At 60.7% G+C, this 12,962-nt stretch carries 10 protein-coding genes; 3 read left to right on the plus strand and 7 right to left on the minus strand.

Going from position 1 to position 12,962, the window contains the following annotated elements; translation table 11 throughout:
- The first annotated feature begins 15 nt into the window (after positions 1–15).
- The 3 genes from AVI_RS20030 to AVI_RS20040 all read left to right on the plus strand — a co-directional run bounded on the left by AVI_RS20030 (position 16) and on the right by AVI_RS20040 (position 5,170).
- Entirely contained in the window at positions 16–1,596 is a 1,581-nt protein-coding gene (locus tag AVI_RS20030; protein WP_012653959.1) for a PfaD family polyunsaturated fatty acid/polyketide biosynthesis protein, read from the plus strand.
- A complete protein-coding gene (locus AVI_RS20035; protein WP_041698538.1) occupies positions 1,593–3,281 on the plus strand; it encodes an acyl-CoA dehydrogenase family protein in 1,689 nt (562 codons plus the stop codon). Before AVI_RS20030 ends, AVI_RS20035 begins: the two co-directional genes overlap by 4 nt.
- 77 nt (positions 3,282–3,358) lie before the next feature.
- On the plus strand, positions 3,359–5,170 hold the full coding sequence (locus tag AVI_RS20040) for an acyl-CoA dehydrogenase family protein (protein WP_012653961.1): 1,812 nt from the start codon (positions 3,359–3,361) through the stop codon (positions 5,168–5,170).
- Positions 5,171–5,218: 48 nt separating this feature from the next.
- On the opposite strand, the gene AVI_RS20045 is transcribed toward AVI_RS20040, so the two are convergent.
- The 7 genes from AVI_RS20045 to AVI_RS20075 all read right to left on the minus strand — a co-directional run bounded on the left by AVI_RS20045 (position 5,219) and on the right by AVI_RS20075 (position 12,960).
- Positions 5,219–6,163, minus strand: a complete 945-nt coding sequence (locus AVI_RS20045; protein ID WP_012653962.1) for an acetamidase/formamidase family protein — start codon at positions 6,161–6,163, stop codon at positions 5,219–5,221.
- 17 nt (positions 6,164–6,180) lie between these two features.
- Entirely contained in the window at positions 6,181–7,167 is a 987-nt protein-coding gene (locus tag AVI_RS31480; RefSeq protein WP_012653963.1) for an ABC transporter ATP-binding protein, read from the minus strand.
- Positions 7,164–8,189, minus strand: a complete 1,026-nt coding sequence (locus AVI_RS31485) for an ABC transporter ATP-binding protein (RefSeq protein WP_012653964.1) — start codon at positions 8,187–8,189, stop codon at positions 7,164–7,166. Before AVI_RS31485 ends, AVI_RS31480 begins: the two co-directional genes overlap by 4 nt.
- Before the next feature lie 2 nt (positions 8,190–8,191).
- Complete coding sequence (locus tag AVI_RS20060; RefSeq protein WP_012653965.1) at positions 8,192–9,163, minus strand: ABC transporter permease; 972 nt, start codon at positions 9,161–9,163, stop codon at positions 8,192–8,194.
- A gap of 11 nt (positions 9,164–9,174) precedes the next feature.
- Positions 9,175–10,227 carry an ABC transporter permease gene (locus tag AVI_RS20065; RefSeq protein WP_012653966.1) on the minus strand — a complete coding sequence of 351 codons (1,053 nt, stop codon included), beginning with the start codon at positions 10,225–10,227 and terminating at the stop codon, positions 9,175–9,177.
- Positions 10,228–10,304: 77 nt separating this feature from the next.
- Positions 10,305–12,002, minus strand: coding sequence for an ABC transporter substrate-binding protein (locus AVI_RS20070; RefSeq protein WP_049777405.1), 1,698 nt, complete (start codon positions 12,000–12,002; stop codon positions 10,305–10,307).
- 64 nt (positions 12,003–12,066) lie between these two features.
- Positions 12,067–12,960 (minus strand): proline iminopeptidase-family hydrolase, encoded by an 894-nt coding sequence (locus tag AVI_RS20075; RefSeq protein ID WP_012653968.1) that lies wholly within the window; start codon positions 12,958–12,960, stop codon positions 12,067–12,069.
- Between the last annotated feature and the right edge of the window lie 2 nt (positions 12,961–12,962).

Genomic DNA, 12,962 nt, shown 5'->3' on the forward strand with positions numbered 1-12,962 from the left:
TCCAAGGAGGATATCATGACAATCAATGCGCGATTTGAAGACGCCTCCGCAACACCCGCTATTGTCTGGGACACCCCGTCAATCCGTCGGCAATTGCAGAAATTGGATCAGCCGGGCTCAGTGGTCAGCGATGGCACCCGGCTTGGGGTGACCTCGGAACTGGAGCCGCTGGAAGCCGGTTTCAAAGTGGTCTGCCGCTATCCTGCCCTGGCGCCGAGTGCGCTGGGGGACCCGGATTTCCTGGCCCGCTACGATCTGCGCTTCCCCTATATGGCTGGTGCCATGGCCAATGGCATCGCCTCGCCGGACCTGGTCATTGCGCTGGCCCAGCAGGGTTTTCTGGCGAGCTACGGTGCAGGTGGCGTTCGGCTGGAACAGGTCGATCAGGCACTGGCCAAGATTACCTCGGCGCTTCAGGGCGCGCCATTTTCGGTCAATCTCATCCATAGCCCCAGTGAACCGGCCATGGAAAACGGCCTGATCGATATTCTGCTGCGCTATGGTGTCACCATTGTCGAAGCCTCGGCTTTCATGGGGTTGACGCCAGCACTGGTGCGCTACCGGGCGCTTGGCCTTCGCCGCCGCGACGATGGCAGCATCGAGATCGGCCATCGGCTGATCGCCAAGGTCTCCCGCTCGGAAGTGGCCTCGGTCTTTATGGAGCCAGCGCCAGAAAACATCTTGAAAAAGCTGCTGGCCCAAGGCGCGATCAGTGAGGAGCAGGCCGCGTTGGCTGCCCAGGTACCGATTGCCGACGACATTACCGCTGAAGCTGATTCCGGTGGGCATACCGACCGCAGACCGCTGGTCGTGCTGCTGCCGATCCTGCTGCGGCAGGCGCAGAAAGTGGCCGAGAAAAACGGTTACGCCAAGCCGATCCGCATCGGTGTCGGTGGTGGGCTTGGCTCGCCCAAGGCAATTGCCGCCGCCTTTGCAACGGGTGCCGCCTATGTGGTGACCGGGTCGGTCAATCAGGCCTGTCAGGAATCCGGCTCGTCGCCTTCGGTGCGCGCCCTTCTGGCCAAATGCGGCTTTGCCGATACGACCATGGCACCGGCTGCTGATATGTTCGAGCTGGGGGTGGAGTTGCAGGTCTTGAAGCGTGGCACGTTGTTCGCCAGCCGCGCCAAGATGCTCTACGATCTCTATCGCCGCTATGACAGTCTGGATGCGCTGCCGGAGCCGGTGGTGCAGGAGCTGGAGCAGAAGCTGTTCAAGCAGAGCCTTGCCGATGTCTGGCGGATGACGGCGGATTACTTCATTGGGCGCGACCCCAAGCAGGTCACGGAGGCGGAAGCCGATCCGAAGCGCAAGATGGCACTGGTGTTTCGCGCCTATCTCGGCAAGGCATCCCATTGGGCCAATGCCGGGGAAGAAGGCCGCCAGATCGACTACCAGATCTGGAGCGGCCCGGCGATTGGTGACTTCAACGAATGGACGGCTGGCACCTATCTGGAACAGCCGGAGGGACGCCGCGTGGTGGATGTCGCCACTCATCTGTTGCAGGGCGCGGCCTTTGAGACGCGGCTGCATTGGCTGGCCATGGCCGGTGTCCGCTTCCCCCATCCGATGTCCTATGAGATTGCGCCGCTATGACAACATCCGCCTTCTATCTCGACCGGTTGCGGACGCTGTTGGGCGATCCGCTTGACGACGACCACCCCTTTTCCTTCGCCACTGCCGTGAAGGCCGATCTCACCGGCGATAGTCTGGATCTTCAGGCCACGGCGCTGGTCGAGTCCGGCTTTATCCGGCAGATCATTCCCGCCCATTGGAAGACGGGCGGGGAATTGGTGGATCTGGAAGCGGTGCTTGAAATGGCGCGCCTTCTGGCGGGCCGCAATCCATCGCTGATGCCCCGGCTGATGTATTCCATCGGGGCAATCACGGTGCTCGATCTGGCTGGCACCGAGGCGCAGCGCAAGATCCTGTCGGACTGGCTGCTTGCGGGCCACAGCGTAGCCCTTGCCGTCAACGAACCTGGCATTCGCAGCGATCTGATCAACAACCAGACAAAGGCGGAACGTCAGGGTGACTGGTATGTGATCAATGGCCGCAAATGGCTGGTCGGTCAGGCCGAAAAGGCGCGGGCCTTGATGGTCATGGCCAAGACGGGTGCAGGCGGACCGGCGGCCTTCTCGCTGTTTCTGATCGACCGGCAGCCGCAATGGGAATCGACCCTGCCACATCCACGTGCAGAACTGTCCGGCATGCGCGGCATCGATGTCGCCGATGTCGATATCGATGTGGCCTGTGTCAATGTCGCAAACCGGGTGGGTGGCGAAGGCGAAGGCATCGAGCTGGTGTTTCGCGCCGAATCCGTCATCAAGCTTCTGTCGATTGGTGCCATGCTTGGCCCCTGCGAGAGCGCCTTGCGGCTGACCTATGGGGAGATCTCCAAACAGGCGAATGGCGGCCATCCACATCAGCATTTCCTGCTGGCTGGTGCCTATGCCGATTACCGGATCATGGACAGCGTTGCCAAGGCTGCGGCCCGCTTCGCGTCTTTCCGTCCGCAGCATTTTCCGGTGGCGGCGGCGGTCGCCAAACAGATCGCCCAGGAATTCAGCAGCCGGATTTTCACCAGCCTGATGGCAGCCCTGGGTGCCCGCTCGGTGCTGGCGCAGGAGCCGGTCTCGGCGATCCTTCAGAAATTGCGCCGCGACGGTGAAGTGGCGCAATATATGGATATCAATCCGCAGGTTAACCTCGGCATGTTGGCCAATCAATTGCCCAGTCTGACCAAGCGTCGCACCAAGCTGGAGCCAGGCCTTGCGGATGCGCTGTTTGCGCAATTGCAGGCGGAACTGTCACCATCGTCGCCTTGCCCGGCCATGGTTCTTGCCAAGGTGCCGATGCTGAACAGGGCTGGCGAGCCGTTGACGGATTTGTTGCCCGGCCTTGCCGAGCGGTTTGCCAAGGCGGCATCCGAACAAGACAGTGCGGTGGTGGACGCGCTGCATGAGGCAGAGGCACGCTTTGCCAGCCTGGAAGAGGGCATGGCTGAACTGCTGGCCCTGCGCCAGGGCGAACGGCCGGAAGCCGTCAATGCGGGAGCGCAATTTGCACGGCTTTATGCCGTGTCCTGCTGCGCGCTATCGGCACTGGCTGAGGGTGGGGATGCGCTTCTGCCCTTCATGCTGCAACGCCTGCTGGCCGGTGATCGCTATGCCTTCGGCGGAGAAGATCGGTTCTATCAGGCGGCTTGGCATCGTCTCGCAGAGGCGATGGGGGCTGGTGAAGACGTTTATGGTGATGAAAGACGGCACGCTGCGGTTTAGCAGCGGTCGATGATTTTTCACGTTTTTTCAGGTGGCCTCGACAGGGCCACGCAAGACATTTTGATCAGGAGTTTCAGATGCTATTTCCCGAGGTGAAGAAAAAAGGGTCTGCCGAGGTCCTGGCGACATTGCGGCAGCTGGATCTGGCCATGGGCGATCCGTGGGATACGGCAGCACCGGCCTCCTTCGCGCAGATCATGGCCGATGACGAAGCAGAGCGGTTCCCCGCCCGTCCCTATGATGCGCTGGTCGGTGAAAGCATCAGCCAATGGCTGGTACCGGAAGGTGCCGGCGGCATGATGTTTTCCTATCCGGAATCCCTGCAAATGTACCGCGCCATTGCCCGCCGCGATATGACGCTGGCAACCATCGCCATCCTGCCCTTCATCGGCTATCTGGCGATTGTCACCTGCGGCACGGAAGAGCAGATCCGCGAATATGGACGCTTCGTTGCCTCTGGTGGCTCGATTTCCTGGGGGTTGAGCGAAGGCCGCCATGGTAGCGATCTTCTGACCAACGAGACCACGGCGATCAAGGATGGTGAGTTCTACCGCGTCAATGGCGAGAAATGGCCGATTGGTTTTGCCGACCGGGCCGGTGCGATGATCGTCCATGCCCGCACCGACGAGGCGATTTCGCCGGTCTCTCACACCATGCTGATCGTTGACCGCAGCCATCTTGAGCGCAAGAATTACCGGGTTCTGCCCAATGAACGTCTTTACGGCGTGCGCGGCCTGCCGCTGGGCGGGGTGCGCTACGAGGATGCCAAGGTGCCGGTTGGTCAGGTGCTTGGCCGCGAAGGTGCCGGGTTGGAAGTGTCGTTGAAAAGCCAGCAATCCCTGCGGCTTGGCGTGGCCGCCATGTGCCTCGGCGCTGTCGATACCGGCTTGCGGCTGGCCTATGGCTTTGCTGCCAACCGAAGCCTCTATGGCAACCAGAAGGTGATCGAACTGCCGGTCAGCCGTCGCCAGATTGCCGATGCCTATGCTGATCTGATGATCTCGGAAATCATGGTCGCTTCTGCGACCCGGTTGGTGCATTGCCTGCCCCGTCAGCTTTTCCTTTATTCCTCCATTTCCAAATATCTGGTGCCGAAGCGGCTGGAGCAATCGCTGCAAAGCCTGGCAACCGTGATTGGTGCTCGCTTCTACCTGCGTGATGGCTTTGGCCATGGGGTCTTCCAGAAGCTGCTGCGCGATATCGGCATGACCGGCTTTGTCGATGGCAATAGCTATGTGAACATGCGCGTCGTTGGCAGCCAGATGGAATTGGCGCTTGGCAAGGCGCTGGCTGCTCGTGAACAGCCGTTTGATGCAGCGCGCCGGGCGTTGCTGGATGATATCTACGATATCCGCCGTCCTGTTGGGCCGCCGCGCTGGAGCAAGCTCGGCCTGTCCGGCAATGGCGACGATATCAGTCTGGCTGGCCTTCCCGATGCGCTGCGCGAATTGAAGCCGCTGGTGTCGGAGAGCGAATATGCGCTGGCAGTGAGCGTGATGGATGAGGTCGTCAAACTGGATCAGGCCCGACGCGACGCCCAGGCGAGACTTGGTCGCGGTTTTTCCAACAGCGCCAATTTCTATGCATTGACGGACCGCTATTGCAGCCTGAATGCCGCCGCCTGCTGCATCCAGTTTGCTGTGGCCAATGCTGGTGGCATGCCTGCTTCCCTGCCGGACGGATCGGGTTGGCTTGGCTATTGCCTGAAGCGGATCATGCACTGGATGTATCCGACTGAGTTCCTGCCGGAGCCGGAAGAGGTGTCGGGCCTGATTGAGGTGATCGGCGATCTCTATCAGTCCAACCGGGCCTTCTCGGTCTTCCCCTTCGAATATGCGGGAAGCCGTGAAAGCATGGAACAGGGCGGCAAGCTGCTGACCAATAGTTGATACGCGAAGACATTGATGAAGGCTGCTTATGCGGCCTTCGTCATGCCATCAGGCAAAAACGATCCGGGGGAAATAAAAGCTCACCACCCAGTTCGGCATATCGACCACTTCGCTGATCCTTAGATCGCCGCAGACCGAGCAAAGCATGTAGGCATCAACCGGGGCCATGTCGTGTTCGTCGGCCAGAAGATCGACCATCCGCATCACGGCCTCGCGGGCGCTGGTCATCAGGTCCGGGCCGATGCCTGTCGTTACCTCATAACCCGCGCCGTCGAGGTGCCGGGTGACGGGTTCGGTCACGGTAAAGCGCGGGCTTTGCAGGGCCATGCCCTTCACCAGATCAAGCGTCAGTTCCACATCCATCCGGCTTTCGATGGCGGTGCCGCACACCTCGCCATCGCCCTGGGCGGCATGGGTATCGCCGACCGAAAACAATCCGCCTTCGACCTCGACCGGCAGGTAAAGCGTCACGCCCGCCGAGAGATCGCGAATATCGAGATTGCCGCCAACCCGGCGCGGTGGCACGACCGAGTGCGGACCGGGGTCGGCTGGCGCAAGGCCGATGGTTCCGGCGAAGGGTTTTAGCGGTACTTTACCGCCTGGGCCATAAAGGGCCGGGGCCATGGACACGGCGTCATAGTGCCAGATATGCAGGGCCGGGTCCTTGAACTGATCGGCGAGCAGGCCGAAGCCTGGAATATTTGCGGTCCAGCCGAGACCGGAGGGATGAAACTTGCGGATGGAGACTTTGACCACATCGCCGGGCATGGCACCCTCGATATAAACCGGGCCGGAAACCGGATTAATTCCGGTAAAATCCAGGGCCGCAAGGCTCGCAGGCGTCGCATCGGCACCAAGCTGGCCGCCGGAGGCATCCATGCATTCAAACAGGATCGTCTCGCCGGGCTTTGCGACCAGCGCCGGTTCGAAATCCTTGTCCCAGCCGAAGTGATGCTGGGCGCGGTGGATGGTGTGGGTGCAGGCGATGCACATGGCAGGCTCCCTTTTCTTCAATCCAGCGGAAAATGACAGGCGACCTTGCGCTCTGCCGAGACAGGCGTCAGCGGTGGCCGCAGGTCGCGGCAGATATCCTTCGCATAAGGACAGCGGGTGGAAAACTTGCAGCCGCTTGGTGGGTTGAGCGGGCTTGGAATCTCGCCCGTCAGCAGGATGCGTTCGCGCTTGTCGCGCTTATGCGGCTGCGGAATGGCCGAGAGTAGCGCCTGTGTGTAGGGATGGCTGGGATTGGCATAGAGCGCATCCGTGTCGCCGATCTCAACGATGGAGCCGAGATACATCACCGCCACCCGTGTTGAGACCTGCCGCACCACGGCCAGATCATGGGCGATGAATACATAGGTGAGGTCGAGCTTTTCGCGCAAATCGCTGAACAGATTGACGATCTGCGCCTGCACCGACACATCGAGCGCCGAGACCGGCTCGTCGGCAACAATCATCTTCGGCTCGACCGCCAGGGCCCGGGCAATGCCGATCCGCTGGCGCTGGCCGCCGGAAAATTCATGCGGATAGCGATCGAGATATTCGCGCCGGAGCCCGACGAGATCCATCAGTTCGGCCAACCGGTCCTCGATAGCGGCACCCTCGCGGATCTTGTGAACCTTCAGCACTTCGCTCAGTACATCGCGCACCTTGCGGCGCGGATTGAGCGAGGCGGAGGGGTCCTGGAAGATCATCTGCATCTTGCGCCGCACCGATTTCAGCGCCTTGCCGTCCACCTTGGTAATGTCCTGCCCGTCAAACGTCAGCGATCCGCCGCTGACATCGTAAAGGCGGGTCAGGCAGCGTCCGAGCGTCGACTTGCCGGAGCCGGATTCGCCGACCAGGCCCAGCGTTTCCGTGGGATAGACGTCGAGGCTGATGCCTTCGACGGCGCGTAGCAGTTTGCCGGAGCCGGGACGCATGGTCTTGCCGACAGTGAAACTCTTGGTGAGATCCTGAGTCGAGAGCAGCGGCGTGGTGTGAGATGTCTCGCTCATGCCAGGGTCTCCAGTGGCAGGATGTCTTGGCGAAGGGCCTCACGTTCCGGCCCGTCCAGCACGCAGAGCGCCGATTGTTCTCCCATGCGCCGCAGCGGCGGATGTGCTGCGCAGCCCTCCCGCGCAAACATACAGCGCGGTGCAAAGCCGCAGCCCTCCGTCAGGCTGTCTGGCGTGGGCGGCATGCCGGGAATGGATTTCAGCCGCTTCAGGCGTGGCCCGGTCAAAGGCGGGATCGAGGCCATCAGGCCCCAGCTATAGGGATGCATGGGTGTCGAGAAGATCTGGTCGGTCGTGCCTCGTTCAACGATGCGGCCTGCATACATCACCGCCACCCGGTCAGCGACTTCGGCGACCACGCCCATGTCATGGGTGATGAGAATGATCGCCGAGCCGAAATCCTTGCGCAAGCGGATCAACAGGTCAAGTACCTGTGCCTGCACGGTGACATCCAGCGCCGTTGTCGGTTCGTCTGCCACCAGCAGCGCCGGGCTACAGGAGAGCGCCATGGCGATGACGACACGCTGGCGCATGCCGCCGGACAGCTGATGCGGATAGCGGTCCACCGCTTCACCCGGATTGGACAGGCCGACTTCGCCCAACAGCTCGATGGCCCGCAGCCGTGCGGCCCGTGCCGAGATCGGCTCATGGGCGCGGATCTGTTCGGAGATCTGCCAGCCCACGGTTTTTACCGGGTTCAGCGCCGTCATCGGGTCCTGGGAAATCAGGCCGATCTGCTTGCCGCGAATGCGCCGCATCTGGCTCGCCGACATTTCCAGAATGCGCTGGCCGCGAAACGTGACGGTGCCGTCCACCCGCGTGGTCTTGCGGTCATGCAGGCCGAGCAGCGACAACAGCGTCACTGATTTGCCAGAGCCGGATTCGCCAACGACAGACAGGATTTCGCCTTCGCGCACGCTAAAGGACACATCGCGCACCGCCCGCACATAGCCGCGATCAGTGGCGAAGGAGACACTGAGGCCGTTGACATCAAGCAGCAGGGGTTTTTCGGTCTGGTTCATTTTCAGCTTCCCCGCACGCGCGGATCGATCAGCACATAGACGACGTCAACCAGTGCATTGGCGATGACGACGAAGAAGGAGGCGTAGATGACAGTGCCGAGGATCATCGGCAGGTCGAGATTGAGCAGGGCCTGATAGGTCAGGCGTCCGACGCCGTTCAACCCGAACACCACTTCCGTCAGCAGCGCCGAGCCGCCGACCAATGCGCCGAAATCCAGCCCGAACATGGTGACGAACGGAATGAGCGAGGTGCGCAGCGCATGGTGCAGCATGACCCGCGATGGGCTGAGACCCTTGGCGCGGGCGGTGCGGATGAAATCCTCCTGATAGGATTCGACCAGCGTTGCCCGCAGCACCCGGCCATAGATGCCGATATAAAGTGCGGCCAATGTACACCACGGGATGATCAGCGTCTTGAACCAGCCGGCGGGGTCGGTGAATAACGGCTTGTAGCCAAGCGATGGCACCCAGGAGAAGAAGATCGTGTCGTGGAAGCGGTTCTGGGAGATCAGGTTCATCACCTCGCCCAGCCAGTAGACTGGCATGGAAACGCCGATCAGTGCCAGCACCATCAGTCCGCGGTCTAACGCCGTATCGCGGGCCATGGCGGCCACGACCCCGACCGCGATCCCGCCGATCACCCAGAGCACGGCGGCACCGAAGACCAGCGACAGGGTGACGGGGGCAGCCGCCGTCACTTGCGGCACCACCTTCATGCCCCGATTGACGAAGGAGGCGAGATCCTGGGTGATGAACAGCCGTTTCATCATGATGCCGTATTGCACCGGCAGTGGCCGGTCGAAGCCGAATTCCTTGCGGATTGCCTGGATGGTTTCCGGCGAGGCATTGCGTCCGGCAATGCGGGCGGCAGGATCAGCGCCCGGCGTGGCGAAAAAGATCAGGAAGACCAGCGCCGAAATGCCGAACAGCACGAAGATCATCTGGGCGAAACGTTGAATGAGGGCATAGATCATCGGGCGGCTCCTCAAATCACTTTGGTGCGCGGATCGAGCGCATCACGCACACTGTCACCCAGCACGTTGAGCGCCAGCACGCAGAGCACGATGGCAATGCCCGGCGCCAGGGCTACCAGCGGGCGGGTGTAAAGCAGGCCCTGTCCATCCTGGATGATTGTTCCCCAGCTGGCATCCGGGGCCTGCACACCGATGGAGAGGAAGGACAGCGAGGATTCGGTGATAATGTTCAGCGCCATCATCAGTGGAATGAAGACGATCAACGTGGTCGAGACATTCGGCAAGATGTCCTTGATCAGGATGCGCCATTTGGGAATGCCAAGGCCGATGGCGGCCAACACGAATTCGCTGTTTTTGAGCGAAAGCACCCGCCCGCGCACCGGACGCGCCACGTAAGGCACGTAGATAATGCCGATAATGCCGATGGGCAGCAGCAGGCTGCTGGAATTGATCTCGATGGGGCCGATGGTAATGCCTTGCGAAATCAGCACGATGGACAGCGAAATCGCCAGAAGATAGACCGGGAAGGCCCAGAGAATGTCGAGAATGCGCGACAGAACCATATCGGTGACGCCGCCGAAGAAGCCAGCCGAAATCCCGACGATTGCGGCCAGCACCAGACAGATCAGGGTCGAGGACGCGGATATCAGCAGCGAATTGCGTCCGCCATAGAGCAGGCGGGCAGCAATATCGCGGCCCTGGCTATCGGCACCCAGAAAATACGGTCCTTTGAGGGTTGGCCCGATGGGGGTAACGCCAAGGCCAAGGCCTTCGGTAGACGCCTGCATGACCTTCACCCGCTGACCGTCGATTGTCACTCTGCCGCTAAGGTTGGAGCGGAACGGGTCGGTGCCTGATACCATCGAGGCATAGAGCGGGGCGGCGAGACTGGAGGCGATGATGATCAGCAGCACCATGGCGGCTGCAATGGCCGATTTATCTCTTCGGAGTAGCCGCCAGGCACGGTGCCACGGGCTGGCACCACCCGCTTTTTTGCGGGGCTGCGATTCAGGCTCTCGATTGGATTGGGCACGGCTGGCCATGCCTTCCGACACATCGTTCATCTGCGCTCTCTTCAAAGCTCGGTCATGGAGGAAATGGAGGGGAAAGGCTTTTTACGCCTCGCCCCTGATGTACCGGCTTATTTCACCCAGGATTGCGAGATCACCCAGCGGTTCTGCTTGTTGAACAGGTAATTGCCGAGCCGCGCCGAGGTGAAGTTGACGCTCTTTGGCGTGAACAGTGGTGCAAGCGGTGCCTGTTCCATGAAGGCTTTGTCGATCTTGGCCCAATTGGCGTCAGCGGCTTTGGGGTTCTTGATGGACAGTGACATCGTGTCCTGCATCTGCTTGTCCAGCTCCTTGTTGCAGTAACCGGCAATATTGATGGAGGAATCGCTGCCCGGATGGATGCTGTCGCAGGACAGCAGCACGTTGATGAAGTCCGAGGCTGCCGGATAATCCATGTACCACTGCGTGACGCTGATCTGGACGTTGTTGTTGGTGTTCTGAATATAGGTGAACTCGATATTCGGCGAGATTGCCTTCAGCGAAGCGTCATAGCCAAGCTCGTTCAACAGGCTCTGCACATAGGTGCCGATGCCGCGACCAACGGCATTATCCTCGGCAATGATCGTTACTTTCTGGCCAGCCGTGCCGCTTTCCTTGATCAGTGCCTTGGCCTTGTCCATATCCGGCTCGCTCCAGCTTTCGCCGGGGTTCTTGGTGTAAAGGCAATTGGGAGCATAGCCGGGGAAGTCAGGTGGCAGGATCTGGCAGGTCGGGGAGGCCAGCGCATCGCCGCCGAACAGGCCAACCAGCGCGTCGCGGTCGAGCGCATAGTTTACCGCCTGGCGCACCTTGATATTGTTGAATGGTGCCAGATTGGTGTTCATCGGCAGATACCAGAAGGCGGCCAGCGGATCGATATGCATCTGCTTGGCATATTTCGAGCCCAGTTCCGGCAGGCGGTCGGCGGGTGGCGTGTCGAACATCCAGTCGACCTGACCGTTCTGGATGGCGTTGATCGTGGCTTCCTCGGTCATGCCGAACTGGTAGACGATCTCGTCGGCATAGCCATCCGGCTGGGCATCGACGCTCCATTCCTTGAAATGCGGATTGCGCTTCAGCACCATTTTTTCATTCGGGTTGTAGCTGGCAATCATATAGGGGCCGGTGGCAGGCAGGGCCGTCGTGCCAGCGTCCTTGGCGGGCGTATCCGCGGGCAGGATGCTGGCATGCGGCACGGCCATCTTGTCGAAGAATTCCGAATCCGCCTGGGTCAGGTGTATGGTCACGGTACCAGCCGCGTCATCGGCAATCACGCCACCTTCAAGCGTGCAGTTTGCCGCATCGGCAATGCATTTGTCGGCCCCAACAATGCCATTGTAAAAGCTGCCGGTGGTCGGACCATTGACCTTGAAGATGCGCTGGAAGGAGGCGGCCACATCCGATGGCTTCAACTCCTGCCCGGTCGAGAACATGATGCCCTTGCGGATCTTGAACACATAGGTCTTGCCATCGTCCTGCGGCTCGGGAATGGCTTCGGCCACATCAGGCACGATCTTGAAGCCCTCGGTGCCGGCGGCCTGCTTGAACTTGACCAAGCCGTCATTGGTCATCTGCAAGACCTGCCAATATTGACCGGTATAGTTGATGGCGGGGTCAATGGTACCGGCTGCGGAAACGGCGGCCAACGTCATCGTGCCACCGCGATGCTGGGCCATCAGCGCGGCCCGATCCTCTGCATAGGAGATACCGGAAAGCGCTGTCTGGGCGAGAAGGCAGGTTGCGAGAAATGTGCCTGTCTTGCAGGACAAGGCTTTGGTCGATCTGGTCATGGAGTTCATTCCCTCTGGTTCTTATTGGGTCGGTTGATTGTGGCGGCTCTTGTCGGGGCCGTTATCAGGGCGCTTTCTGGTCGAGGAAGGCGCTGACTTCCGCCATGCAGGCATCGCGCTCTTCCACATGCGGCATGTGGCTGGACTGTTCGAAAATCCGCCAACGCACATCTGGGATCTCATCGGCAAAGGGCTGCACGCAGGCTTCGGTCGCCTCATCGAACCGGCCGGAAATCAGCAGGGTCGGGACATTGATGGTCGAGAGCCGACCCTCAATTGTCCAGTCCTTCATGGTGCCGATGACATGGAATTCATTGGGGCCGTTCATCGTGTGATAAACGGTCGGATCGGCGGCAATCGCATCGAAGGTGCGCTGTACTTCTGCTGGCATCGGCACGACACGGCAGACATGGCGCTGGTTGAAGACATCGGTTGCCTTCATATACTCTTCGCTGTCGGTGGTTTCCGCCTGTTCGTGGGCCAGCAATGTCGCCTGCACGTCAGCAGGCAACGCTTCACGCAGCCGGTTTGCTTCCGAAACCCAGGTGCGCAGCGAGGCGGGCGAATTGGCGATCACCAGGGCTTTCAGTCCTTCGGGCTGATCCACGGCAAATTCAGCGCCGAGCATGCCGCCCCAGGATTGGCCGAGCAGGCAATAGGCCCCCCGAATGCCCAGATGGTCGATCAGATTGTGCAGTTCGGCCTTGAAAAACGCCACCGTCCAGAAGTCGCCGCCCTTGTCGGGCAGATGGGTGGATTTGCCATTGCCGACCTGATCGTAATGAATGACGGCGCGGCCCGTTGCGGCGATGTCCCTGAAACTATCGACATAGTCATGGGTGCAGCCGGGACCGCCATGCGCCACGATCAACGGCGGCTTGCCGGAGGTGAGGTCGCCGGTGATCCGATACCAGGTCTGATACTCGCCGTAAGGGGCGAAACCTTCAATACTTGACACGC

The sequence above is a fragment of the Allorhizobium ampelinum S4 genome (genome assembly GCF_000016285.1).
Lineage (GTDB): Bacteria > Pseudomonadota > Alphaproteobacteria > Rhizobiales > Rhizobiaceae > Allorhizobium > Allorhizobium ampelinum.

Excerpts from the sequence above, each read along its gene's own strand:
- AVI_RS20065 (WP_012653966.1), bottom strand. The coding sequence starts at position 10,227 with ATGAACGATGTGTCGGAAGGCATGGCCAGCCGTGCCCAATCCAATCGA.
- AVI_RS31485 (WP_012653964.1), bottom strand. The coding sequence starts at position 8,189 with ATGAACCAGACCGAAAAACCCCTGCTGCTTGATGTCAACGGCCTCAGT.
- AVI_RS20040 (WP_012653961.1), top strand. The coding sequence starts at position 3,359 with ATGCTATTTCCCGAGGTGAAGAAAAAAGGGTCTGCCGAGGTCCTGGCG.
- AVI_RS20030 (WP_012653959.1), top strand. The coding sequence starts at position 16 with ATGACAATCAATGCGCGATTTGAAGACGCCTCCGCAACACCCGCTATT.
- AVI_RS20060 (WP_012653965.1), bottom strand. The coding sequence starts at position 9,163 with ATGATCTATGCCCTCATTCAACGTTTCGCCCAGATGATCTTCGTGCTG.
- AVI_RS20035 (WP_041698538.1), top strand. The coding sequence starts at position 1,593 with ATGACAACATCCGCCTTCTATCTCGACCGGTTGCGGACGCTGTTGGGC.
- AVI_RS31480 (WP_012653963.1), bottom strand. The coding sequence starts at position 7,167 with ATGAGCGAGACATCTCACACCACGCCGCTGCTCTCGACTCAGGATCTC.
- AVI_RS20070 (WP_049777405.1), bottom strand. The coding sequence starts at position 12,002 with ATGACCAGATCGACCAAAGCCTTGTCCTGCAAGACAGGCACATTTCTC.
- AVI_RS20045 (WP_012653962.1), bottom strand. The coding sequence starts at position 6,163 with ATGTGCATCGCCTGCACCCACACCATCCACCGCGCCCAGCATCACTTC.